This is a genomic window from Pseudomonas alcaligenes, assembly GCF_041729615.1.
In the GTDB taxonomy this organism is placed as follows: domain Bacteria; phylum Pseudomonadota; class Gammaproteobacteria; order Pseudomonadales; family Pseudomonadaceae; genus Aquipseudomonas; species Aquipseudomonas alcaligenes_B.
In genome coordinates, this window is record NZ_CP154874.1 from 3,809,063 (window position 1) to 3,833,239 (window position 24,177).

A 24,177-nucleotide genomic window follows, 5' to 3' on the forward strand; every position below is an offset into this window, starting at 1 on the left:
ATAGCCAGCTTTTCGCCTTAACCCCGGATTCTCCAGCACCATGCCCAGCACCCTCTCGGTCAACCAGAACAAACTGCAGAAGCGCCTGCGCCGCCAGGTCGGCGAGGCCATTGCCGACTTCAACATGATCGAGGACGGCGACAAGGTGATGGTCTGCCTGTCCGGCGGCAAGGACAGCTACACCATGCTCGACGTGCTGCTGTACCTGCAGAAGGTGGCGCCGATCCAGTTCGAGATCGTCGCGGTGAACATGGACCAGAAGCAGCCCGGCTTCCCCGAGCACGTGCTGCCGGCCTATCTGGAATCCATCGGCGTGCCGTACCACATCATCGAGAAGGACACCTACTCGGTGGTGAAGGAGAAGATCCCGGAGGGCAAGACCACCTGCTCGCTGTGCTCGCGCCTGCGCCGCGGCACCCTGTACACATACGCCGACGAGATCGGTGCGACCAAGATGGCCCTCGGTCACCACCGCGACGACATCCTCGAGACCTTCTTCCTCAACATGTTCTACGGCGGCACCCTCAAGGCCATGCCGCCCAAGCTGCTGTCCGACGACGGCCGCAACGTGGTGATCCGCCCGCTGGCCTACTGCAGCGAGAAGGACATCGAGGCCTACTCGGTGATGAAGGAATTCCCGATCATCCCGTGCAACCTGTGCGGCTCGCAGGAAAACCTGCAGCGCCAGGTGGTCAAGGAAATGCTCACCGAGTGGGAGCGCAAGAGCCCGGGCCGCACCGAGATCATGTTCCGCGCCCTGCAGAACGTGGTGCCGTCGCAGCTGGCCGACCGCAACCTGTTCGATTTCCAGAGCCTGAAGATCGACGACAGCGCCACGCCGCGCTTCCTCGATGTGATGAACCTGTGAGTGCGCTCCCTCTCCCATTTATGGGAGAGGGCGCTGTCTCCCCGCGTGGGTCGTCCCATGGGTAGGGCGGGTGAAACCCGCGTAACCCACACGCCGGTTTCACCCGCCCTACGTTTTACCCAAGATCATGCGCGCATGATCAGTTCGGGCACGGCGCGCTCCTCGACGAAGCGCTGCTGCACCAGGCGCCTCACCTCGGCCGCATCGCGGATGCGGTACCACTCGCCGCTCGGGTAGACGCTCAGGGTCGGCCCCTGGTCGCAGGGGAACTGGCACTGGGTGCGGGTGATATGCACGCCATCCGCGGTCTCCAGTTTTCCGGACGCCTTCAGCTCCTCGCGCAACAGCTTCCACAGCGGCAGGGCGCCACGGCGGGTGCAGCGCGGGCCATTGCACAGCAGCACGCGATAGCGGTGCGGCGGGATGCACGACCAGCTGTGACTGGCCGGCAGCTGCGGCACCTCCACGCAGCCCAGATGCTTGTCCGGCTGCTGGACCAGTTCAGCCAGCGCCGCTACGTCCTCGCTATTGCCGGCGCAGACGAACAGCTGATCGGCACGCTCGCCGGCCAGGGCCTGCAGCTCGCCGCGTAGCCAGTCCAGCTGCGGGCTGCCGCCTAACGGGTCGAGATCGACGAGCAATAGTGGCAGCTCGTTAGCGTTCAGGCATTCGCGCACCCGCGCCCAGAGCTCGTCGTAGCCAGCGCCGGTATCGAACAGATCCTCTAGCACGGCAGCGCCGAATTGTTCGCCGAACTGGCGGCGGGTCAGCTCGGCGAAGCTGCCATGGTTGAGGTCGGGGCCGGCGAACAGCACGCGGGCGTAGGTCTCGGTCTTCATCGGGGGTCTCGGAGCAGCGGCTGTAGCGCCTGCCACAGGGTGTCGGGATCGGCGAAGCTGCGCTCCACCTCGGGCAATTCGGGGCGTGCCAGCAGCAGCACCGGCAGGCCGCGCTCGCGGGCGACCTGCAGCTTGGCCTCGGTGGCATGGCCGCCGCTGTTCTTGCTCACCAGCACATCGAAGCCCTCGGTGGCGAACAGCGTGCGTTCGTCCTCGAGGGTGAAGGGGCCGCGCGCGGCGATGCAGCGCGCACGCGGGTGTTCGGGCTGGGCATCGAGCAGGCGCAGGTTCCAGTGCTGGTGCGCCGGGATTTCATCGAGGTGCGCCAGCGGCTCGCGGCCGAGGGTGAAGAAGGGCTTGGCGAAGGGTGCCAGCGCCTGGATTAGCGCGGCCCAGTCGGCCACCTCGCGCCAGTCGTCGCCAGGCTGCTGCTGCCAGCCGGGGCGGCGCAGCGCCCAGCAGGGCACGCCGGCCAGGCGCGCGGCCGCAGCGGCATTGGCGCTGATTTGCGCGGCATAGGGATGGGTGACGTCCAGCAGCAGATCGAAATCTTCGCTGCGAATAAAGTCGGCCAGACCCTCGGCCCCGCCGAAACCACCGACGCGCACCCGGCAGCTCAGATCGTCCGGCACCTGGCCCAGCCCGGCCAGGCTGTAAAGGTGCCCGGGGCCCAGGCGCCGGGCCAGGCGCAGGGCATCGCCGACGCCACCGAGCAGCAGTACGCGGGTCATGGCTTGTGCACTTCCAGTAGGGTGATCGGCAGGGCGCTGCGCCAGGTGTCGAAGTCGCCCAACGGCTGGGCCTGGGCCACGGCGATGCGGGTCAGCTCGCCGCCGTGCCGCTCGCGGAAGGCCACCAGAGCCGCCTCGCTCTGCAGGGTCACGGCATTGGCGACCAGCCGGCCGCCCGGTTTCAGCATCTGCCAGCAATGCTCCAGCACGCCGGGCACGGTGACGCCGCCACCGATAAAGATGGCGTCGGGCGCCTCCAGGCCGGCCAGGGCCTGCGGTGCCTCGCCGGCCACCAGCTGCAGCTGCGGCACGCCGAGGGCATCGCGATTATGGGCAATCAGCTGCTGGCGGCCGGCATCGGCTTCGATGGCGATGGCGCGGCAGCGCGGGTGGCTGCGCAGCCACTCGATGCCGATCGAGCCGCAACCGGCGCCGACATCCCACAGCAGCTCGCCGGGGCGCGGCGCCAGGCGGGCGAGGGTAATGGCGCGCACGTCGCGCTTGGTCAGCTGGCCGTCGTGGCGATAGGCATCGTCAGGCAGGCCGATGGTCAACGGTAGCGGCTGCACGCCGGTGTCGGCCCTGCACTCGACGGCCAGTAGATTGAGTGCGGCCACTTCCTCCAGGCTCCAGCTTGCTGCCAGGCCATCGATACGCCGCTCGTGCGGGCCGCCCAGGTGTTCCAGCACGCTCAGGCGGCTGGCGCCGAAGCCGCGTTCGCGCAGCAGGGCGGCGATGGCACCCGGGCTGCTGCCGTCATTGCACAGGATCAGCAGACGCTGGCCGTCGTGCAGATGGCGGGCGACGGCGGGCAGCGGGCGCGCCACCACCGACAGCAGGGGCACGTCCTGCAGCGGCCAGCCCAGGCGGGCAGCGGCCAGGGAATAGGAGGAGGGCGCCGGCAGCACCCGCATCTCGCCTCCATCGACCTGCCGCGCCAGGCTGGCGCCGATGCCGAACAGCATGGGGTCGCCGCTGGCCAGTACGCAGGTCGGTGTGCCGCGTCGCTGCAGCACGGGTTCGAGGCTGAAGGGGCTGGGCCAGGTCTGGCGCGGGGCGCGGATGCACGGCGGCAGCAGGTCGAGCTGGCGCGGCGCGCCGACAATGCATTCGGCCTCCAGCAGCGCGCGCCGCGCCGCCTTGCCCAGGCCGGCGTAGCCGTCTTCGCCAATGCCTACCACTGTCAGCCAGGCCGTCATGCAGCTCTCCTTGCGGTGACGCGCGGGCTTGGCCCGGCGCCGGAAAAAGCGGGCATAATAGCGCCTTCGTCGGTGCCCGGCCCCTCCAGGGGAGCCAATGGGCCTAAGAGGGAACATGGGTGAGCCTCGGCTCCAACCATGGCTGCCCCCGCAACTGTAAGCAGCGAGTCGCTCCGCACATACGCCACTGAGCAATCGGGAAGGCCGCGCCGCGATGACGACCTGCCAGCCAGGAGACCTGCCGACGACGCAGTCGCGAGTGCCAACATCGGGCGGGGTGTACCGATGCCAAGGAATCGCCCTGCCCGGGTGATGCCTCCGGTTCGGTCGCCGCGTCGTTTGTTGTCGGTGACCGCATGCAGCCAGTTGCTCCTGCCGCGTCTTTGTTGCGTCCCTCGGCCTGCCCGGGGCTGTGGCGTGTCGTGCCCGCGCGTGATGGCGGCATCTGCCGCGTCAAACTGCCCGGCGGGCTGCTGACCAGCGCCCAGGCCCGCGCCGTGGCCGAGGCCGCGCGGCTCTATGGCAGTGGTGTGCTGGAGCTGACCAACCGCAGCAACCTGCAGCTGCGCGGTGTGCGCGAGGAATGCCAGGCGCCGCTGGTGCAGCACCTGCTGGCCGGCGGCCTCGGTCCGCGTAACCCGGCCGCCGACGATGTGCGCAACCTGCTGCTCAGCCCGGCGGCCGGGCGCGATCGCAGCGCGCACCTCGATACCCGTCCGCTGGCCGCACGCCTGCTGGCGCTGCTGGAAAATACGCCCGAGTTTCACGGCCTGTCCGCCAAGTTCGCCATCCAGCTGGACGGCGGCGAGTCCCTGGCCATGCTCGACCATCCCCACGACCTGTGGCTCAGTGCCTTGCCCGACGGAACCCGCCTGGCCTTCGGCCTGGCGGGCTGCCCGCGTGATCCGGCGCTGGGTGCGATTCCCTTGGTACAGGCGGAGATGCTGGTGGAGACGGTGCTGCGGCTGTTCCTGCAGGCGGCCGGCACACATACCCGGATGCGCCAGCTGCTGGCTGAACTGTCGGTCGAGCAGTTCCTGGCGCGCCTGTCATTACCAGTGCAGCAGCCATGGGCCACTCCGCTGCGTCCGCGCTACGACAGCCCGCCGTTGGGGGCACATGTGCAGGCGCAGTCAGGCTGGGTGATGCTGCTGGCCGGCGCGCCGCTCGGGCGCCTGCACGCGGAGCAGTTGCATGCCCTGGCTGCACTGGCTGACTCCGAGGGCAGTGGCGAGCTGCGTCTCACGCCCTGGCAGGGCGTGCTGCTGCCGGATGTGCCCGTTGCCCGCCAGGCCATCGTGGCGCAAGCCTTGAATGACATCGGCCTGCTGCTGGATGACCGCGCGCCGCTGGCGCGGATGCTCGCCTGTAGCGGCAGCGCCGGCTGCGCCAAGGCCGGCGCGGACACCAAGGCCGATGCCCAGCGTCTGGCCGAGCGCCTTGGCCCCAATGGACCGGCCCAGGTGCATCTGAGCGGCTGCCCGCGCAGCTGCGCCGCCGCCCATGTCGCGCCCTACACGCTGCTGGCTCAGCCCGGCGGCCGTTATGACCTCTATCGCCGCGAGCAGGGCCTGGCCGGGTTCGGCCGCCTGCTGGCGCAATCCCTCGATATCGACCAAGCCGGCGAGCGCCTCGCCGCAGGAAGCCCCGAATGATCGATTACATCCGCGATGGTCAGGAGATCTATCGCCAGTCCTTCGCCACCATCCGCGCCGAGGCCGATCTCGCGGCCATCCCGGCCGACCTGGAAAAGCTCGCCGTACGGCTGATCCACGCCTGCGGCATGGTCGATGTGGTGCATGACCTGCGCTTTTCGCCCGGTGCCGGCGCTGCCGGCCGCGCCGCCCTGGCCAAGGGCGCGCCGATCCTCTGCGACGCGCGCATGGTGGCCGAGGGCATCACCCGCGCACGCCTGCCGGCCAACAACCCGGTGATCTGCACCCTGAATGAGGCAGACGTGCCGCAGCTGGCCCGCGATCTCGGCAACACCCGCTCGGCGGCGGCGCTGGAGCACTGGCGCGAGTACCTGGAGGGCAGCGTGGTGGTGATCGGCAATGCGCCGACCGCGCTGTTCTACCTGCTGGAGATGCTCGACGCCGGCGCGCCCAGGCCGGCGCTGATCCTCGGCATGCCGGTGGGCTTTATTGGCGCGGCTGAATCCAAGGACATGCTGGCTGCCGACAGCCGTGGCGTGCCCTACGTCATCGTGCGCGGCCGTCGTGGCGGCAGCGCCATGGCCGCCGCCGCCGTCAACGCCCTGGCCACGGAGATGGAGTGATGCGCAAGGGACGTCTGCTCGGCCTCGGTGTCGGCCCCGGCGATCCGGAGCTGATCACCTTGAAAGCCCTGCGCCTACTGCAGTCGGCGCCGGTGGTTGGCTACTTCGTGGCCAAGGCCAAGGCCAACAAGGGGCAGGGCGGCAACGCCTTCGGCATCATCGAGGCCCATCTCACCGCTGCGCAGCGCCGCCTGCCGCTGGTCTACCCGGTGACCACCGAGAAGCTGGCGCCGCCGTTGTCCTACGAGGATGTGATCGCCGACTTCTACGACACCTGCGCCGCGCAGATCGCCCTGGAGCTGGATGCCGGCCGCGACGTGGCGGTGATCTGCGAGGGTGATCCGTTCTTCTACGGCTCCTACATGTACCTGCACGACCGCCTGGCCGAGCGCTATGAGGCCGAGGTGGTGCCCGGCGTGTGCTCCATGCTCGGCTGCGCCTCGGTGCTGGGCACGCCGCTGGTGTATCGCAACCAGAGCTTGAGCGTGCTCTCCGGCGTGCTGCCGGAGGAAGAACTGGAGCAGCGCCTGCGCACTGCCGAGGCCGCCGTGGTGATGAAGCTCGGCCGCAACTTCGACAAGGTGCGCCGCGTACTGCAACGCCTCGGCCTGGCCGAGCGTGCCCACTACGTGGAGCGCGCGACCATGGACAACCAGCAGATAGTGCCGCTGGATGAGGTCGACCCGCTGGCCTCGCCGTACTTTTCCATGATCCTGGTGCCGGGGGAGAAGTGGCGTGGCTGAGTCGATGAATCCCGCCGCCATCGTCATCCTCGGCGCCTCGGCGCTGGCTACCGCACGCCGCGTGCAGCAACGCTACCCGCAGGCGCGCATCCACGGCCTGGCCGGGCGGGTCGACGAGGTCGATGAGAGCTACCGCGAATTCGCCGAACACCTGCGCGGCCTGTACCGCGCAGGCATGCCGATCATCGCCCTGTGCGCCGCCGGCATCGTCATCCGCAGCCTGGCTTCTGCCCTGGTGGAGAAGGGCATGGAGCCGCCGGTGCTGGCCCTGGCCGAGGACGGCAGCGCCGTGGTGCCGCTGCTCGGTGGCCTGGCCGGGGTCAATCGCCTGGCCCGCGAGCTGGGCGAGTGGCTGGCCGTGGCGCCCGCTATCACCACCAGCGGCGAGCTGCGCTTCGGCACCTGCCTGCTCGACCCGCCAGAGGGTTATGCCCTGGCCGACCTGGAGCAGGGCAAGCGCCTGGTCAGCGACCTGCTCGGCGGCGCGCGCCTGCGTGTCGAGGGCGAGGCGCCTTGGCTGGCGCAGGCCAACCTGCCGCTGCATGCCGAGGGCGAGCGTTGCCTGCGCATCGATGTGGCCGCCGCCAGTGGAGGCGATGCGCTGCTGATTCATCCGCGGCGGGTGCTGGCGCGTTGTGCCGAGCCTTCCGCCGAACGCGTTCGCGCCGCATTGGCAGACGCCGGTCTGGCCGAGGCGGCCCTGGCCGCGTTGCTGGTCGAGGGCGAAGGGCGTGCGTTGCCGTTCGCCGAGCAGGCGGCTGCCGAGCTGAAGGTACCGTTGCGCTTTATCGACTCGACGGCTGCGCTGCCGCCGGCCTGCTACGAGGCGCCGGGGCTAAATCTGCATCTGGCCGCAAGCCCGCAGATTGCCGCCGAGACAGGCCGCCCACGTGGCCGCCTCAGCGTGGTCGGAATCGGCCCCGGCTGCGCCGAGCTGCTGGCCCCGGCGGTGCGCCGCGCGCTGGACCAGGCCGAGGATGTGCTCGGCTACGAGACCTACGTGAGCATGGCCGGCCCCTATCGCGAAGACCAGTGCCTGCACGCCAGTGACAACCGCGAGGAGCTGCAGCGCGCCGCCCATGCCTTCGAGCTGGCCGCGCAGGGCCGCCGGGTGGTGATGGTGTCCTCCGGCGACCCTGGCGTGTTCGCCATGGCCGCCGCGGTGATGGAGGCGCTGGAGGCCTCCGGCGATGCTCGCTGGCAGGGCGTCGAACTGGAGGTGCTGCCCGGCATCTCCGCGGCCCTGGCTACCGCCGCCAAGGCCGGCGCGCCGCTGGGCCACGACTTCTGCCTGATCTCGCTGTCCGACAACCTCAAGCCCTGGACGGTGATCGAGAAGCGCCTGCAGCACGCCGCCGCCGCCGACCTGGCCATGGCCTTCTACAACCCGATCTCCAGGGCGCGTCCCTGGCAGCTCGGCCGCGCCCTCGACCTGCTGCGCCAGCACCGCGAACCGCAGACCCTGGTGGTGCTCGGCCGCGACATCGGTCGCCCGGCGGAGGCCCTGCGTGTGCTCACCCTTGGCGAGCTGACCCCGCAGCTGGTGGACATGCGCACCCTGGTGATCATCGGCTCCAGCCAGACCCGCCGCTTCCCGCGCCAGGGCGGCGGCGAGTGGGTGTACACGCCGCGCTGGTATCCGCAGGCCTGAGTTCAGGCCTCGGCGGCGCGCGCCTGGCGTCTGAACGCCGCCGGGCTGCTACCGAAGCGCCGACGGAACAGGCGACCCAGATGACTGGCATCGCTGGCGCCGATCTCGTCGGCGAGCAGCGCCAGGCCGTGGCTGGAGTTGAGCAGGCGCCAGCGCACGTGCTGCAGGCGTAGCTCCTGCCAGTATTCGTGTGCGGTCATGCCCTGGCTGGCGCGGAACAACCGGTCCAACTGACGCCGGCTGAGGCCGATGCCGGCGGCCAGCTGCTCGACGCTGCCGCCGGCCAGGCCGTGGCGCATCAGGGCGATGGCGCGGTCGACATGGCGTGCGCTGGCCAGGGTGGTGTCCAGCGAGCGTAGCGAGTGTTCGCCACTGCGCGTCTCGTCCACCAGCATGTCGGCCAGTCCCTTGAGCGCCCGCGTGCGCCCGCTGCCGCGGGCCAGCAGCTCCACCGCCAGGTCGATGGCGGCGGTGCCGCCGGCGCAGGAGATGCGTGCGCCGTCCAGGCAGTACAGGCGCTCGCGGGCCAGGCGCACGCGCGGGAAGGCGGCGCGGAACTCCGCCGCGTGGCGCCAGTGCACGGCCACCCGGTGGCCGTCGAGCAGGCCACAGGCGGCCAGGAGGAACACGGCATTGTCGATCGCCACCAGCTTCATCCCGGCGCGCACGGCCTGCTGCAGCAGCGGGCGGTACTGAGGTGCCAGCGCGGCGGTGGCCTCGGCGGCGCGCCCGCCGAACAGCACCAGGTAGTCATGCTCGGCCAGTCGCACGTCGGCCGGCGTGGCCTCGATGCGCACGGCCGCGCCGCTGCTGGAGGTGACATGGCCGGGCGCCAGGCCGAGCAGGGTCCAGGCGCAGTAGCGCTGGCGGCTGTAGTCCTCGTCGTCGGCACTGAAGCGCAGCTTGTCGAGGAAGCCGCCGAAGGGCAGCAGGGCGAACTCCGGCAGCGGCAGGAGGAGGAAGCGCAGGTCGGGCATGGGGTTGTCCAGATTCGTCTGCCAGATGTCCAGAATCTACCGCAGTCTGGCCAGCCGGTCTGCCTAGACTGGCCGCGTTTTCCGGAGATTCACCATGGCTTTCGACCTCTGGCTGATCTATCTCGTCGCCACCCTCGGCCTGGCCCTGACGCCCGGCCCCAACAGCCTGCTGGCGCTGACCCACGGCGGCCTGTACGGCGCCCGCCATGCGCTGGCCACCATCCTCGGCGGGGTGGTCGGTTTCAGCCTGCTGATCGCCCTGGCCATGTTAGGCCTCAGCGCGCTGCTCAAGGCCGCGCCGGCCGCGCTGCTGGCGCTCAAGTGGCTGGGCGGCGCCTACCTGGTGTGGCTCGGTGTGCAGCTGTGGCGCACCCCGGCGTTGCTGCCCGGGCTGGCGGTCGAGGCACCGCTGCCACCCGCCCATGCACTGTTTCGCCAGGGCCTGTTGTCGGCCCTGTCCAACCCCAAGGTGATCCTGTTCTACGGCGCCTTCCTGCCGCAGTTCCTCGATCCGCAGCGCTGCCTGCTCGGCCAGTTCGTGGTGATGGCGGCGACTTTCGCCGTGGTGGAGTTCCTGGTCGAGCTGGCCCTGGCCCTGCTGGCTTTCCGCGTGCGTCCCTGGCTGCAGCGTGGCGGGCGCGCCTTCAACCGCTGCTGCGGCCTGCTGTTCGTGCTGCTCGGCCTGGCCCTGCCGCTGGCCCGCTGAACCCTCAGGCCTTGAGCGCCTCGCCGATGGCGTAGAAGTGCCCACCGGCCACATGGTGCAGGCTGCGCCAGGCCGGGTCGGCCTCCTCGAAGTGCCAGCGGCCGTCGCGGAACACCCGCTCGTCTGCCCAGGCGCCGACTATCTCGCCGATGAACAGGTCGTAGGCATTCTGGTTGTGCGGCTCGGCGATCAGCTGGCAGGCCATCCAGGCTGAGCAGCCGGCGACGAAGGGCAGGTCGTGGCCGGGCATCTCGAACAGCTCGACACCGGCCTTGGCCAGCTTGTCCGGGTCGTCCCTGAGGCTGTGGCTGCCGACCGCGTTGGTCAGCTGCAGCTGGGCGGCGGTCGGTACCTGGATGACGAAGCGGCCGCTGCGTTCGAGCAGTTCGCGGGTGCGGGTGGCCTTGTCCAGCACCACGGTGAGCTTGGCTGGCGAGAAGTCGAGGATGCAGGCCCAGGCGGCGGCCATGACGTTGTCGACGCCTGCGTGGCGGGCGGAGACCAGGACGGTAGGGCCGTGGTTGAGGAGGCGATAGGCCTTGGCGAGGTCGACCGGTTTTTGCTGGGGATTCATGTCTGTTGCTCCGAACTGCGGGATGGGCCGATGCTCGCCTGCCGAGCCAGGGTTCGGCAATGGCCTGCGTGGTGCAACGGCAGGCCATTCATCTTTTGCCGGCAGCCCGGTCATGCTCAGGGCATCGTCCTGTGCCCGTGGTGCACTGATCGCCCAATCCCTCCCCATCGGCCTCGGCACGCCACATGCAGCTGAGCCCTGCATCGCGCATCATCGGGCTGAGCCAGTCCGGGCTATCAACCGATAGCTCCTCACACGCGGATACACCTTTCCGAACAGGGCCGCCCTGGGACTCGCATACCAGCTTCTCACGCGCACTCGGGTGGGCTGGCTAGCAGCTGCTCGCGTGCCTTGCCTGTGACGGAGGGAAGGGGGCCCGGAATGCCGGACGCGAATGATCTTAATCCGCGACCTGTTCCGCAGCGGTATCGGCGGCGGGGGCCTGGGTATGCTCTTTCGGCTTGGACTGCGCACGTCGCGCCTGTCCGCGCTGGCGCTTTACCTGCTGCTTCGCATGCAGCGCCTGGGCGGCCGTGACGGCACCGGCTACCTGGCCGTGCAAATCCAGGCGTGGCGCATTCTCCGTCATGCTTGCCCAGTAGCGACTTCCCCGGCACCAGGTGGCGAGGCCCAGCTTGAGCTGTTCGCTGGAGATGCCGAGGAGTTCAAGGTGTTGCTCGGCATCCTTGAGGATGCCTTCCTTGAGCGGAACCTTGGGGGCCGGATTGACCGGGAAGGCCAAGGGAAAGTGCTTCTGCAAGCGCCAGATCGCTTCTACCGCAGGATCTTGCTCACGAGGCTTGGCTTGCGGGGAAGACTTCCGCTTGTCCTGCTTCTTGTTATCAGTGGTTATCTGTGCCTTTTCAGCCCGCAAGCGATCGCGTAGCTCAGCTAGTTGCTCAAAACCCATTGTTCAGTTCGCCGCCTCGAGGTTGATTCGTGGCGCAAGGTTACCCTATGGCGTCTTTTGGCACAGCCTGATGGCTCATGGTATTTGACCGTTGCGGGCTGATAGGGGGGTAGGCGGCCTCTGGCCGGATAACGACGCCCGAGGATTGGCAGGGGCGATAGTCATCGGCCGATGGCTCGTGCTCGCGGCAGCCCCTCAGCCAAGTGCTGCCGACGAGAGCATCTAGACTTGGCAGACGGGGCTTATGTTCGCCTCCGGCTTGCCGTTAAACAAAAAGCAGAATTATCCGGATGGTTAGGAACCTAGATGCTCAATCTATTTCGTAAAAGATCTGCCTTGGATGTGATGGATGCTATCGAGCAGACGCAGGGGGTCATCGAGTTCGATCTTGACGGCAAAATAATTCGAGCCAACCAGAAGTTTCTGGGCTTGTTGGGCTATTCGCTCGACGAAGTGCGTGGCCGCCATCACAGCATCTTCGCCACCCCCGAATACGCCCGGAGCCCGGAGTACCGCGCCTTCTGGCAGGATCTGCGGGAAGGCAGGCCTCAGACTGGAGAGTTCAAGCGGCTCAGCAAAAGCGGGGAGCCTGTTTGGATTCAGGCAACCTACACCCCGATTATTCGTGGCGGCAGGGTCCAGCGGATCATCAAGTTTGCCACCGACGTTACCGCCCAGGTGATCGAGGGCGCCCGCATTCGCGCGCAGATGGAGGCCATCAATCGCTCACAGGCGGTTATCGAGTTCGGCCCTGACGGCACGATTCTCGAAGCCAACGAAAACTTCCTCAATCTGATGGGCTATTCCCTGGCAGAGATTCGCGGCAAGAAGCACCAGATTTTCGTCCGTGAGTCCGAGCGCACATCCAGGTCTTACGCCGAATTCTGGAACAAGCTGCGTGCCGGCAACTTCGAGACAGCCGAGTACGAGAGGATCACCAAGAGTGGCCGCCCTGTCTGGATTCATGCCACCTACAACCCCATTTGCAACTCCGATGGCGAGGTTGTGCGAGTCATCAAATTCGCCAATGACATCACCGCCGAGGTTTTGCGCAATCAGGAGTTCAAGCTGCTCTCCCTGGTCGCCAACGAGACCGACAACTCCATCGTCATCACCAACAAGGATGGCTTCATCCAGTATGTGAACCAGGGTTTCACCAAGCTCACCGGCTACAGCCTGGATGAAGTGGTGGGGAAGAAACCGGGTAACTTCCTGCAAGGGCCGGCCACTGACATGCAAACCGTCGCGCAGATCAGGGATGACCTGCGTAACAATCGCCCCATTTACAACGAGATCCTGAACTACGGGAAAACGGGCGAGCATTACTGGATTTCGCTGGCGATCAATCCCATTTTCAACGCTGCGGGTGAGGTCGAGCAGTACATCTCAATCCAGGCGAATATCACCCAAACCAAGGAGCTGTCCCTTGAGTCGGAAAAGCGCTTTGAAGCTATCAGCGTCACCAATGCCGTAGCTGAATGGGGAACAGATGGCTTGATGTACTCGGCCAACGGTTACCTGGTCCAGCACCTGGGTTTCCAGCAGGCATCGGAGCTGCTGCGCCTCAAGCTCAACCTGCGCGATATCCTGGGCGGCGAAGTCTTTTCGAGGCTGCTCAAGGGTGAGCAATACGCTGGCGGTTATACGATCCCGGGCAAGGATGGGCGCTCCATCCAATTCAGCGGGGCCGTCTGCCCAATCACCGATTCGGTTGGCAGGATTCAGCGCCTGGTCAGCTACGGCATCGACGAGCAGGCCAAGCATGATGCCTCGCTGGTCACGGATCGCGAGATGCGCCTTGTACAGGAGTCGAGCACCCAGATCGCCAACATCATCGCAACGATCAACTCGATCACCCAGAGAACCAACCTCCTGGCCTTGAATGCCGCCATTGAGGCGGCCAGGGCCGGTGAATCCGGACGCGGCTTCGCCGTGGTCGCCGATGAGGTTCGCAAGCTCGCCCAGCAGTCCGCCGATTCGGCAACAGAGATCACTCAGCTGGTTACCGAAAGCACCGAGCGGATCGACCGCTTGAGCGCCTCCCTGAATGCCTTGCTGTCCTCATCGTAGAGGCTGGCTCTTGCGCCTATGTGCCTATCGTCTCATCTGGCTTCTGATCTGGCCGCGGCGACCAACTGAATCGCACAAGCTTTGGTAGCCATTGGATGGTTGCTTCTGGCCTTACCGCTCTAGGAACGGCGCTGTCGGCAGTCGTGCTAGGGCCGTTCACGCCTGCGCGGGTCCGCTCCTGCGCAACAGGTAGCTATCCATGATCCACCCATTCCGCTCCCGCGCCTGCGCGCGCGTCGCCGCAATCCGCTCCGCCACCTCATCCAGCGCCCCGGCAATCAGGATCTCGTCCGCCGTACCAACGTACGCCCCCCAGTAGATCTGCAGGCCCTGGCCGACGAAGTGCAGGTAGGTGTCCCTGGCGTCGAGCATCACCGCCACGCTGTCCACGCCCAAGGGCCAGCCCTCGGCGAGCAGGCGGCCGGTGGTGATTTCCACGGCGCGGCCGATCTGGTTCAGCGGTATGCGGTGGCGGGCGGTGAGGGCCTGCAGGCTGGTGATGCCGGGGATCACATCGAAGCTCAGGTCGCTGCGCGCGCTAGCGATGGCCTCGACGATGCGGATGCTGCTGTCGTACAGCGAAGGGTCGCCCCAGACCATGAAGGCGGCCACTTCACCCTCTTTCATCTGCTCGTCGATCAGCTGCTCGAACACCGCCTGCTTGTCGCGGTTCAGCTCGTCCACGCTGGCGCGGTAGTCGGCGGCGTCGCGCTCGCGTTCCGGTTGTTGGCCTTCGGCGAAGCGTGGGCTGTGGCCACCCAGGAAGCGCTCGCAGATTTCCCGGCGCAGGGCGTTGAGCTTGTGTTTGGCCGGGCCCTTGTCCATCAGGAAGATCACATCGCTGCGGCGCAGGGCCTTGAGCGCCTGTTGGGTGATGTAGTCCGGGTCGCCGGCGCCGATGCCGACCAGCAGCAGTTCTTTCATGGTCTGTTCCAGATAGGCGCGCGGCTCGGCGCCAGTTCGTCGATATGGTGGTAGTCGGCGCCCAGCGCGTCGGCCAGCTGGCGGGCGCGGCCGAGGCGGATGGGCGCGCGCTCGATGTCCAGCAGCAGGGCGGGGCAGGGTAGCGCGGTAAGTTTCGGCCAGTCGCGCAGGCGGCCGTCGGTGAGCAGCAGCAGACGCTGTTGTTCGCCTGGTTTGTGGCGTTGCCGGCGCAACAGCCAGGGCCTGGCCAGCTGCAGGGCCTCGATGACCGGGGTGCCACCGCCGGCGCCGAGCTGGTCCAGCCAGGCGTGCAGTTCAGGCGATGCCTTCTGCCCCTGCCACAGCCAGCGCGGTCGGGCACCACCGGCTTCGAGCACGGCCAGGCGCGCGCGCTGGCGGTAGGCGCTGGCGAACAGCTCGGCGAGCAGGCCCTTGGCCTGGGCCAGGGCGCCATGCCGACGGGTGCTGGCCGAGGCATCGACGATCACCAGCCACAGCTCGCCGGGGCGCAGGCGGCGGGCGTGCCAGTGCAGGTCGGCGCGGCTGCGTGGGCGGCCCTGGGCGAGGGTTGCCGGCCAGTCGATACGCGTGGGCGTGCCAGTGCCGCGTGCGCCGCTGCGTCCGCCTTGGGCCTGGCCGGGTAGGGGGAGGGCATCCGCGCCTGGGGCCTGGCGCGGGCGGATGCTCAGGGCTTTTTTGGCCAGGTCGGCGGCTCGCGCCGTTCGCCGACCGCCACGGACTGAGGTGGCAGGGCGCCCCACTGGCCTTCACCCTGCTCCTGCTGCGAGGGTTGCTGGGCCTGGTTCGATGCCGGCGGCTGGCTGGCGGGCGGTGGCGTGTGTTCGCGGCGGCGATGGGCGAGGACGAAGGGCTCCAGGGCGTCGATGTCCTGCGCCTCGATGCGGATGGCGCCGCGCCAGGCGGCGTGGGCGCGGGCGCCGCGCAGCCACACCAGGTCGGCGCGCAGGCCGTCCACGGCGGCGGCGAAGCAGCGCTGGGCGATGGCGTCCAGGCTGGCGTCGTCCAGCGCGATTGCGCTCAGGCGTTGGCGGGCATCCCTACAGCGCTGGCGCAGGGCGGCCTGCTCGGCCTGCCACTGGGCGAGGAAGGCTGCCGGGGTGTCGTCGAAGGCCAGGCGGCGGCGGATGATCTCGGCGCGCTGGGCCGGCCCGGGAGTGCCGCCGAGCTGCACCTTGAGGCCGAAGCGGTCGAGCAGCTGCGGGCGCAGTTCGCCTTCCTCGGGGTTCATGGTGCCGATCAGCACGAAGCGCGCCGGGTGGCTGTGCGACAGGCCATCGCGTTCGATGTGGTTGATGCCGCTGGACGCCACGTCGAGCAGCAGGTCCACCAGATGGTCGGGCAGCAGGTTGACCTCGTCGACATAGAGCACGCCGCCGTGGGCGTTGGCCAGCACGCCGGGGGAGAAGCGCACGCGGCCCTCGCCGAGCGCGGCATCCAGGTCGATGCTGCCGACAATGCGTTCCTCGCTGGCGCCCAGCGGCAGGGTGACGAAGCGCCCGCCGTCGAGCAGGTCGGCCACGCCGCGCGCCAGGGTGGACTTGGCCATGCCGCGCGGGCCTTCGATCAGCACGCCGCCCAGAGCGGGATCGATGGCGGCCAGACACAGGGCCAGCTTGAGCGCGTCGGCGCCGACGATGGCGGCGAGAGGGAAATGGGGTGCGGTCATGGCAGGTAGCCCTTGGACAGAGAAGCTCGATGTGGGCCGGATAAAATCCGGGTGGTGCAATCCCGGATTGCATTCGGGCCACGGGGTGGAAGGCTCATGATTCCTCCGCATCCAGCAGCAGGTTTTCCAGCTGCGCCCGGTACTCGCCGGGCTGCTGCCAGAGGCCGCGCTGCTGGGCTTCCAGCAGGCGTTCGAGCATGTCCTGCAGGGCGCCGGGGTTGTGCTGCTGGACGAAGTCGCGGGTGTCCTTGTCCAGCAGGTAGGCATCGGCCAGCAGGGCGTACTGGTGGTCGTCGACCAGCTCGCTGGTGGCGTCGAAGCCGAACAGGTAGTCGACCGTGGCGGCCAGCTCGAAGGCGCCCTTGTAGCCGTGGCGCTTCATCCCGGCGATCCACTTGGGATTCACCGCGCGAGCGCGTACCACGCGGCCCAGTTCTTCCTTGAGCGTGCGAATGCGTGGGTTGTCCGGCTGGCTGCTGTCGCCGAAGTAACTGGCGGCCTTGGCGCCGCGCAGGGTCTCGACCGCCGCCAGCATGCCGCCCTGGAACTGGTAGTAGTCGTTGGAATCGAGGATGTCGTGCTCGCGGTTGTCCTGGTTGTGCAGCACCGCCTGCAGCTGCTGCAAGCGTTCGGCGAACTGCGCGCGGGCCGGCAGGCCCTCGGCGCCCTGGCCGTAGGCGTAGCCGCCCCAGTTCAGGTAGACCTCGGCAAGGTCGGCGCGGGTCTGCCACAGGCGTTCTTCCACCGCGTTCTGGATGCCGGCGCCATAGGCACCCGGCTTGGCGCCGAAGATGCGCCAGCCGGCCTGGCGGCGTGCCTCGACCGGCTCCAGCCCCTGGTCCTGATGGGCCAGGGTTTCCTGCCAGACGCGCGCGGCCAACGGGTTCATGTCCTCGGGTTCGTCCAGCTCGGCCACGGCCTGCGCGGCCTGGTCGAACAGGCGGATCAGGTTTGCGAAGGCATCGCGGAAGAAGCCTGACACGCGCAGGGTCACGTCCACCCGCGGGCGGCCGAGTTGCTCCAGCGGCAGCACCTCGATGCGCTCGACCCGCTGGCTGCCGGGCTGCCATACCGGACGCACGCCGAGCAGGGCCAGGGCCTGGGCGATGTCGTCGCCGCCGGTGCGCATTGTTGCCGTGCCCCATACCGACAGGCCCAGGCGCTGCAGGTGTTCGCCCTCGTCCTGCAGGTGGCGTTCGAGCAGGCGCTCGGCGCTCTGTACCCCGATGCGCCAGGCTGTGGGGGTGGGCAGGTGGCGTACGTCCACCGAATAGAAGTTGCGCCCGGTGGGCAGCACGTCCAGGCGTCCACGGCTGGGTGCGCCGCTGGGGCCCGGCGGCACGAATCGGCCCTGCAGGGCGGCGAGCAGGCCGTTCATCTCTGCAGCGCCGCAGCTGTCCAGAAGCGGGGCGATATGGCTGCGCAGCTCGTTCAACACTGCGGCGCTGGCCGGGCCGGGCGCGGGCGAATCGGGCTGCTCGATCAGTTGCAGGGCGAGCAGTTCCAGGCGCTCGCGGGTGTCGCCACGGCTGCGCCAGGGCTCAACGCTCAGGGGTAACAGGCAATCCGGGCGTGGTCCGTTCCAGGGTTCGGCCGGCTCGCCACCCAGCGGGTCGAAGTCCAGAGCCAGGTCCTGGGCCAACGCGCGCAACAGGCTGGCATGCCGGCCCTGGCCGTCGCCACGGGGGATGCGCACCAGGGAGAGCAGGGTGTCGCGACGCAGGCGCCCACTCGGCGATTCGCCGAAGCAGTGCAGGCCGTCGCGGATCTGCGATTCCTTGAGGTCGCACAGGTAGGCGTCCAGCTGTGGCAACCAGCTGTCCGGGTCGTCATTGACCTGCAGGCCCAGCTCGCGGTCGAGGCTGGCTTCGCGCACCTTGCGCTGGATTTCGCCGCGCAGCTCCAGGGCGCGGCGCGGGTCGAGCTGGCTGGCCTCGTAGTATTCGTCGGCCAGGCGCTCCAGATCGCGCAGCGGGCCATAGCTCTCGGCGCGGGTCAGTGGTGGCATCAGGTGGTCGAGGATCACCGCCTGCGTGCGGCGCTTGGCCTGGGCGCCTTCGCCGGGGTCGTTGACGATAAAGGGGTAGAGGTTGGGTAGCGGGCCGAGAATCGCACTCGGCCAGCAGGCCTCGGACAGGCCAACGCTCTTGCCTGGCAGCCACTCCAGGTTGCCGTGCTTGCCGACATGGATCAGCGCGTCGACGGCGAACGTGGTGCGCAGCCAGCAGTAGAAGGCCAGGTAGCCGTGTGGCGGCACCAGGTCCGGGTCGTGGTACACCGCCGCGGCGTCGAGTTGATAGCCGCGCGCCGGCTGGATGCCGACGAAAGTCAGGCCGAAGCGCAGGCCGGCGATCATCAGGCGGCCGCTGCGGTACATCGGGTCCTGTTCGGGCTGGCCCCAGCGCTCGGTCACGGCGCGCTGATTGGCCTCGGGCAGACTGGCGAACCAGTGCTGGTAGTCGTCCAGCGCCAGGCTCTGGGCGCAGGGGCGCAGGTCGAGATTGTCCAGATCGTTGGTCACACCGCCGAGCAACTGGTGGATCAGCGTGGTGCCGTCGTTCGGCAGTCCCTCAACCGGATAACCCTGCTGCTGCAGGGCGCGCAGGATATTCAGCGCGGCGGCCGGGGTGTCCAGGCCGACGCCGTTGCCGATGCGGCCGTCGCGGGTCGGGTAGTTGGCCAGGATCAGGGCGACGCGCTTGTCGGCGCTGGCCTTGGCGGCAAGCTGGGACCAGCGTCGTGCCAGCTCGGCGACGAAGTCCATGCCCGGCAGGTGCGGGCGATAGCGCACCACGTCGCTCTGGCTGCGTTCGCTGCGCGCGGCCACGCCCTTGAAGCTGATCGGCCGGGTGATCAGGCGACCGTCCAGCTCGGGCAGGGCGATATGCATGGCCAGGTCGCGCGGGCCCAGGCCCTGGGCGCTGGCCTGCCACTGCTCTTCGCTGTCCAGGGCGCAAAGCGCCTGCAGCACCGGTACGTCGCGGCGGAATGGCCGTTCCTGTGGCGCATCCGGGTTGGACTGGGCGAAGCCGGTGGTGTTGAGGATCACCGCCGCTTCGGCCTGGTCCAGCCAGGCCTCGGCCTGCGCCAGGCATTCGGCTTCCTTGAGACTGGCCACGGCAATCGGCAGCGGGTTGAGGCCCTGGGCCTGCAGGCGCTGGCAGAAGACGTCGACGAAGGCGGTATTACCGGCCTGTACCTGGGCGCGGTAGAACAGCAGCGCTGCCACCGGCTGGTCCGGCTGCCAGTCGGCGCGCCAGTGATCGAGGGTTGCCTCAGTATGGCGCGGGTGATGGATCAGCGTGCGCGGCAGAGTGCGCGGCTCGCTCCACGGATAATCGCGCTGCAGCCAGCGGCTGGCGATGCAGTGCAGCAGATGGCGCGCATTGTCCGCGCCGCCCTGGCGCAGGTATTGCCACAGGCGCTGGCTGTTCTCGCTTGCCACGTTGCTCAGTTCGCTCAGCTCGGGATCGGCGCGGTCGTCGCCCGGCACCAGGATGATGGTGGCGCCCAGGCGGCCCAGCTCGACCACACGTTCGATGCCGTAGCGCCAGTAGCTGACGCCGCCGTGTACCGAGATCAGGATGACCCTGGCGTGGCGCAGCACCTGCTCGACGTAGAAATCCACCGAAGCATGGTTGGGCAGCTGCGCCGGGCTGGCCAGGCGCAGGCTGGGGAAATCCGCGGGCAGCTCGCGCGCCACCTCGGCCAGCAAGGAGAGGTGCGAGTCACCGGTGCAGAGGATCACCAGCTCGGCCGGGGTCTGGCCGAGGTCGGCGATGCTGTCGGCCGGCAGGGTGACGCCGGCCTGGGCGCGGAGCAGGTGCATGTCAGCCGGCCAGTGCGGCCTTCAGCTCCGCCTCGATGGCGGTGCGGTCGAGGTCCTGGCCGATCAGTACCAGGCGCGTCTGCCGCGCTTCGTCTGCACCCCAGGCGCGGTCGAAGTGGCGGTCGAAGCGCTGGCCGACGCCCTGCACCAGCAGGCGCATGGCCTTGCCGGGGATGGCGGCGAAGCCCTTGACGCGCAGGATGCCGTGCTTGGCCACGGCGTCCTTGAGAGCGGCCAGCAGGCGCGCTTCCTCGGCTTCCGGCAGCACGACGTCGAAGGCGTCGAACTCGTCGTGGTCGTGGTCCTCGTCTTCCTCGTCATGATGAGTGCGTCGGCTGTCGATATGCAGCTCGGTCTCGCAGTTCAGGCCGAGCAGCACCTCCAGCGGCAGCTCACCGCCCTGGGCCTCGATCACCTTGACCGCCGGCGGCAGTTCCTCGGCCACTTCGGCGCGCACGGCGGCCAGTGCATCGGCATCCAGCAGGTCGGTCTTGTTCAGCAGCACCAGGTCAGCGCTGGCCAGCTGGTCGGCGAACAGCTCGTGCAGCGGCGACTCGTGGTCGAGGTTCGGGTCCTGCTGGCGCTGGGCGTCCACCTGCTCAGGGAAGGCGGCGAAGGTGCCGGCAGCCACGGCCGGGCTGTCGACCACGGTGATCACCGCATCCACGGTGCAGGCGGTGCGGATTTCCGGCCAGTTGAAGGCCTGTACCAGCGGCTTGGGCAGGGCCAGGCCGGAGGTTTCGATGAGGATATGGTCGAGCTCGCCGCGACGCGCCACCAGCTCACGCATCACCGGGAAGAACTCTTCCTGCACGGTGCAGCACAGGCAGCCGTTGGCCAGCTCGAAGATGCGGCCCTCGGCTTCTTCCTCGCTGCAGCCGATGGAGCACTGCTTGAGGATGGCGCCGTCGATGCCCAGCTCGCCGAACTCGTTGACGATCACTGCGATGCGCCGCCCGCCCGCGTGGCTCAGCAGATGGCGCAGCAGGGTGGTTTTGCCGGCACCGAGAAAGCCGGTGACGATGGTGACGGGGAGTTTGGCGAGAGTGTGCATGGCGGCCCTGCTGCGTCGGGAAAATGGACGGACGGGCAGGGCGGGGCTCCCGCAGGCGAGCGAGGGCCGAACACCACCGGATCACCCCGCCCGGTTGTCGAACACTTTCACGAGGCAGGTCTCCTGGCTCACGGCGTGAGGCCGAAAGCCTCCTGCGATCTCTGGCGAGATCATAGGGGGCTCGGGCTCTATCCTTCGCCTTCCCACCCGTCAGGGCAGTGGCATGTCGAAGGACGTCATCCGTTCACAGTTGCGGGGGCAGCCAGGGCATGAACCCTGTTCCCTCTTAGCTTCTTCGTCGGGCGAAGAAGAACCTCGGAAAGGGCGCAAGGCTACGCAGCGGCCGGAAAGCGGTCAACCGTGCGGTTGACCCGCATCGGCGCGCGTGCTGAGCTACGCGGCCTTTTGGCTCGCAGCGGGAGTGCCCATGCCGATTCGCCTGATTGCCGGGTTCGGCTGCCGGCGCGGTTGTCCGGTGGACGAACTGCAGGCGCTGCTGCAGCAGTGCCTGGCTGCCCACGGCCGGCAGCTGGACGAACTGGTCGGGCTGGCCAGCAGCGCGCACAAGCGTGACGAGCCTGGCCTGCAGGCCCTGGCCGAACGCCTGCGGCTACCGCTGGAACATGTGGCGGCCGAGGCGCTGCTGGCATTCGCCGGGCAGGCCGAGGCCAAGCCGCTGACCCAGCAAGTGGCCGGCAGCCCGGCGGTGGCCGAGCCCAGCGCTCTGGCCGCCGCCGCACGCCTGGGGCGGGCGCAGCTGCTCGGCCCGCGCCTGCGCAGCGCCAATGCCACCTGCGCCCTGGCGCGCATCGATTCGGAGCCCTGTGCATGACCGTCTATTTCATCGGCGCCGGCCCCGGCGACCCCGAGCTGATCACCGTCAAGGGCCAGCGCCTGATCCGCAGCTGCCCGGTGATCGTCTATGCCGGCTCGCTGGTGCCGGCGGCCGTGCTCGACTGGCACCAGGCCGAGCAGGTGGTGAATACCGCCGAACTGCACCTGTCGCAGATCATCGCGCTGCTGGCCGAGGCCCATGCGCGAGGCCAGGATGTGGCCCGCGTGCATTCCGGTGACCCCTCGCTGTATGGCGCCATCGGCGAGCAGATCCGCGAGCTGCGCGCGCTGAACATTCCCTTCGAGATCATCCCCGGGGTCACCGCGACCGCCGCCTGCGCGGCGCTGTTGGAGGCCGAGCTGACCCTGCCGGAGGTGGCGCAGACGGTGATCCTCACCCGCTACGGGCACAATTCGCCGATGCCGGCGGGGGAGGAGCTGGGCGCTCTGGCCAGCCACCGCGCGACCCTGGCCATCCACCTCGGCGTGCAGCACCTGCCGCGCATTGTTGACGAGCTGTTGCCGTACTACGGCCCCGACTGCCCGATCGCCGTGGTGTACCGCGCCAGCTGGCCCGACCAGGACTGGGTGCGCGGCACCCTGGCGGACATCGAGGCGCGGGTGGCGCTGAAAGGCTTTCGCCGCACCGCGCTGATCCTGGTCGGGCGGGTCCTGGCCACGGACGATTTCGCCCAGTCGGCCCTGTATGCCGAGGCAACGCGCCACCTCTATCGCCTGGACTGAGCCCGCGTGCGTCGGGCAACCTTCACGGCTGCAAGGGAGATCAAGCATGCGTGACTATCAATGGCTCCACGAGTACTGCCTCAACCGCTTCGGCTCGGCCGCGGCGCTGGAGGCGCGCCTGCCGCAGCCCCGCTCTGACGCCGAGCTGCGTGCGCTGAGTGACGATCGCTACCTGTCGCTGCTGGCACTGCGGGTGTTCCGCGCCGGCCTCAAGCACAGCCTGGTCGACGCCAAGTGGCCGGCCTTCGAGCAGGTGTTCTTCGGCTTCGACCCGGAGAAGGTGGTGCTGATGGGCGCCGAGCACCTGGAGCGGCTGATGCAGGATGCACGGCTGATTCGCCATTTGGGCAAGCTCAAGAGCGTGCCGCGCAATGCCCAGTTCATTCTCGATGTGCGCCAGGAAAAAGGCAGCTTCGGTGCACTGATCGCCGACTGGCCGGTGACCGATATCGTCGGCCTGTGGAAGTACCTGGCCAAGCACGGCAACCAGCTCGGCGGCCTGTCGGCGCCGCGCTTCCTGCGCATGGTCGGCAAGGACACCTTCATTCCGACCGATGATATGGTCGCCGCGCTCAAGGCCCAGGAGATCATCGACAAGGCGCCGACCAGCCAGAAGGACCTGGCCCTGGTGCAGGCCGCCTTCAACCAGTGGCACGCGCAGAGCGGCCGGCCGCTGTGTCAGTTGTCGGTGATGCTGGCGCATACGGTCAACCACTGACAAAGCCGCTTTGTGGCCCGAAGAGGCAACCCATGCAACAGGACATTCTCCGCGTCGCCCAGGCCATCCAGAACGCCGAGCGCATCCTGGTCATCAGCGGTGCCGGTCTCTCGGCCGACTCCGGGCTGCCGACCTATCGCGGCCTCGGCGGGCTGTACAACGGTCTGACTGCCGAGGGCCTGCCGATCGAGGCGGCGCTGTCCGGGCCGATGCTGCAGCGCGATCCGGCGCTGTGCTGGAAGTACCTGGCACAGCTGGGCGAAGCCTGCCTGGGTGCCGCGCCGAATGCCGGGCATGCCGCCATCGCCGAGCTGCAGCGGCGCAAGCCCGGTTGCTGGGTGCTGACGCAGAACATCGACGGCTACCACCGCGCCGTGGGTTCGCCGGTGGAGCGCCTGATCGAGATTCACGGCGAACTGGCGCCGCTGTACTGCCAGTCCTGCGGGGCCGAGGACCCGCAGCTGGCCGAGCACCTGCGCCGTCCGCTGCCGCCACGTTGTGCACAATGCGGGGGCGTGTTGCGCCCGCCGGTGGTGCTGTTCGAGGAGATGCTGCCCGAGGATGCCATTGGTCGGCTTTATGACCAGGTGCGCCAGGGCTTCGAGGTGGTGATCGCGGTGGGCACCACGGCGAGCTTCCCCTATATCGTCGAGCCGGTGCTGGAAGCCCGCAGGAACAAGGGTTTCACCGTGGAAGTGAACCCGCAGCACACCGATATCAGCCGCCTGGTGGATGTCCGTCTGTCGGGAAGGGCGTCAGACGTTTTGCCGGAACTACTGAGTCACATTTCCGGGCATTGAATTTGCAAATCACGTCGACAGACGGCATAGTCGCCCACCAA

Annotated in this window: 22 protein-coding genes and 2 riboswitches; of the genes, 11 read left to right on the plus strand and 11 right to left on the minus strand. The window is 68.4% G+C overall.

What is annotated here, in order from left to right; genetic code table 11:
• Positions 1-40: 40 nt before the first annotated feature.
• The gene (gene ttcA, locus AAG092_RS18500) at positions 41-868 is read left to right on the plus strand and encodes a tRNA 2-thiocytidine(32) synthetase TtcA (protein ID WP_021699158.1); all 828 of its coding nucleotides are present in this window, start codon (positions 41-43) and stop codon (positions 866-868) included.
• 125 nt (positions 869-993) lie between these two features.
• Here the strand turns inward: ttcA and AAG092_RS18505 are convergent, their stop codons facing one another.
• Genes AAG092_RS18505 through cbiE form a run of 3 tightly spaced genes read right to left on the minus strand, consistent with a single transcriptional unit; the run spans position 994 to position 3,637 of the window.
• Positions 994-1,707, minus strand: coding sequence for a ferredoxin (locus AAG092_RS18505; protein WP_373387840.1), 714 nt, complete (start codon positions 1,705-1,707; stop codon positions 994-996).
• On the minus strand, positions 1,704-2,438 hold the full coding sequence (locus AAG092_RS18510) for a cobalt-precorrin-6A reductase (protein WP_373387842.1): 735 nt from the start codon (positions 2,436-2,438) through the stop codon (positions 1,704-1,706). The genes AAG092_RS18505 and AAG092_RS18510 overlap by 4 nt, the downstream gene beginning before the upstream one ends.
• Positions 2,435-3,637, minus strand: a complete 1,203-nt coding sequence (gene cbiE, locus AAG092_RS18515) for a precorrin-6y C5,15-methyltransferase (decarboxylating) subunit CbiE (RefSeq protein ID WP_373387843.1) — start codon at positions 3,635-3,637, stop codon at positions 2,435-2,437. Before cbiE ends, AAG092_RS18510 begins: the two co-directional genes overlap by 4 nt.
• A 53-nt stretch (positions 3,638-3,690) precedes the next feature.
• Positions 3,691-3,898: riboswitch (cobalamin riboswitch) on the plus strand.
• A 95-nt stretch (positions 3,899-3,993) separates the two neighbouring features.
• Between cbiE and cobG the strand changes: the two genes are divergently transcribed.
• The 4 genes from cobG to cobJ are packed head-to-tail and all read left to right on the plus strand — an operon-like array spanning position 3,994 to position 8,309.
• On the plus strand, positions 3,994-5,292 hold the full coding sequence (cobG, locus tag AAG092_RS18520) for a precorrin-3B synthase (protein ID WP_373387844.1): 1,299 nt from the start codon (positions 3,994-3,996) through the stop codon (positions 5,290-5,292).
• Positions 5,289-5,915 (plus strand): precorrin-8X methylmutase, encoded by a 627-nt coding sequence (locus AAG092_RS18525; RefSeq protein WP_373387845.1) that lies wholly within the window; start codon positions 5,289-5,291, stop codon positions 5,913-5,915. The genes cobG and AAG092_RS18525 overlap by 4 nt, the downstream gene beginning before the upstream one ends.
• A complete protein-coding gene (locus AAG092_RS18530) occupies positions 5,915-6,658 on the plus strand; it encodes a precorrin-2 C(20)-methyltransferase (protein ID WP_373387846.1) in 744 nt (247 codons plus the stop codon). Before AAG092_RS18525 ends, AAG092_RS18530 begins: the two co-directional genes overlap by 1 nt.
• A 4-nt stretch (positions 6,659-6,662) precedes the next feature.
• Positions 6,663-8,309, plus strand: a complete 1,647-nt coding sequence (gene cobJ, locus AAG092_RS18535) for a precorrin-3B C(17)-methyltransferase (protein ID WP_373389618.1) — start codon at positions 6,663-6,665, stop codon at positions 8,307-8,309.
• Between the two features lie 2 nt (positions 8,310-8,311).
• Here cobJ and AAG092_RS18540 read toward each other — a convergent pair whose 3' ends face one another.
• On the minus strand, positions 8,312-9,286 hold the full coding sequence (locus AAG092_RS18540; RefSeq protein ID WP_373387847.1) for a GlxA family transcriptional regulator: 975 nt from the start codon (positions 9,284-9,286) through the stop codon (positions 8,312-8,314).
• A gap of 94 nt (positions 9,287-9,380) precedes the next feature.
• Here AAG092_RS18540 and AAG092_RS18545 point away from each other — a divergent pair, with 94 nt between their 5' ends.
• Entirely contained in the window at positions 9,381-9,992 is a 612-nt protein-coding gene (locus AAG092_RS18545; protein ID WP_373387848.1) for a LysE family translocator, read from the plus strand.
• Between the two features lie 4 nt (positions 9,993-9,996).
• Here AAG092_RS18545 and AAG092_RS18550 read toward each other — a convergent pair whose 3' ends face one another.
• Complete coding sequence (locus tag AAG092_RS18550; protein ID WP_373387849.1) at positions 9,997-10,566, minus strand: flavin reductase family protein; 570 nt, start codon at positions 10,564-10,566, stop codon at positions 9,997-9,999.
• Between the two features lie 400 nt (positions 10,567-10,966).
• Positions 10,967-11,476 (minus strand): ProQ/FinO family protein, encoded by a 510-nt coding sequence (locus AAG092_RS18555; RefSeq protein ID WP_373387850.1) that lies wholly within the window; start codon positions 11,474-11,476, stop codon positions 10,967-10,969.
• Between the two features lie 306 nt (positions 11,477-11,782).
• On the opposite strand from AAG092_RS18555, the gene AAG092_RS18560 reads away from it, so the two are divergent.
• Positions 11,783-13,546, plus strand: a complete 1,764-nt coding sequence (locus AAG092_RS18560) for a PAS domain S-box protein (protein WP_181418757.1) — start codon at positions 11,783-11,785, stop codon at positions 13,544-13,546.
• Positions 13,547-13,702: 156 nt separating this feature from the next.
• Here AAG092_RS18560 and cobF read toward each other — a convergent pair whose 3' ends face one another.
• From cobF to cobW, 5 genes are all read right to left on the minus strand, one after another.
• Positions 13,703-14,470 (minus strand): precorrin-6A synthase (deacetylating), encoded by a 768-nt coding sequence (cobF, locus tag AAG092_RS18565; protein ID WP_373387851.1) that lies wholly within the window; start codon positions 14,468-14,470, stop codon positions 13,703-13,705.
• Entirely contained in the window at positions 14,467-15,174 is a 708-nt protein-coding gene (locus AAG092_RS18570; RefSeq protein WP_373389619.1) for a VWA domain-containing protein, read from the minus strand. Before AAG092_RS18570 ends, cobF begins: the two co-directional genes overlap by 4 nt.
• Positions 15,156-16,157, minus strand: coding sequence for an ATP-binding protein (locus tag AAG092_RS18575; RefSeq protein ID WP_373387852.1), 1,002 nt, complete (start codon positions 16,155-16,157; stop codon positions 15,156-15,158). The genes AAG092_RS18570 and AAG092_RS18575 overlap by 19 nt, the downstream gene beginning before the upstream one ends.
• 94 nt (positions 16,158-16,251) lie before the next feature.
• Entirely contained in the window at positions 16,252-19,986 is a 3,735-nt protein-coding gene (gene cobN, locus AAG092_RS18580) for a cobaltochelatase subunit CobN (RefSeq protein WP_373387853.1), read from the minus strand.
• 1 nt (position 19,987) lies between these two features.
• Positions 19,988-21,040 carry a cobalamin biosynthesis protein CobW gene (cobW, locus tag AAG092_RS18585; RefSeq protein ID WP_373387854.1) on the minus strand — a complete coding sequence of 351 codons (1,053 nt, stop codon included), beginning with the start codon at positions 21,038-21,040 and terminating at the stop codon, positions 19,988-19,990.
• Positions 21,041-21,135: 95 nt separating this feature from the next.
• Positions 21,136-21,373, minus strand: a riboswitch (cobalamin riboswitch).
• A gap of 94 nt (positions 21,374-21,467) precedes the next feature.
• Between cobW and AAG092_RS18590 the strand changes: the two genes are divergently transcribed.
• Genes AAG092_RS18590 through AAG092_RS18605 form a run of 4 tightly spaced genes read left to right on the plus strand, consistent with a single transcriptional unit; the run spans position 21,468 to position 24,136 of the window.
• Positions 21,468-21,872 carry a cobalamin biosynthesis protein gene (locus AAG092_RS18590; protein WP_373387855.1) on the plus strand — a complete coding sequence of 135 codons (405 nt, stop codon included), beginning with the start codon at positions 21,468-21,470 and terminating at the stop codon, positions 21,870-21,872.
• Positions 21,869-22,618, plus strand: a complete 750-nt coding sequence (gene cobM, locus AAG092_RS18595) for a precorrin-4 C(11)-methyltransferase (protein WP_373387856.1) — start codon at positions 21,869-21,871, stop codon at positions 22,616-22,618. The genes AAG092_RS18590 and cobM overlap by 4 nt, the downstream gene beginning before the upstream one ends.
• A gap of 46 nt (positions 22,619-22,664) precedes the next feature.
• Entirely contained in the window at positions 22,665-23,336 is a 672-nt protein-coding gene (locus tag AAG092_RS18600; protein ID WP_142134883.1) for a DNA-3-methyladenine glycosylase I, read from the plus strand.
• A 32-nt stretch (positions 23,337-23,368) separates the two neighbouring features.
• Entirely contained in the window at positions 23,369-24,136 is a 768-nt protein-coding gene (locus AAG092_RS18605; RefSeq protein ID WP_373387857.1) for an NAD-dependent deacylase, read from the plus strand.
• Positions 24,137-24,177: the final 41 nt, after the last annotated feature.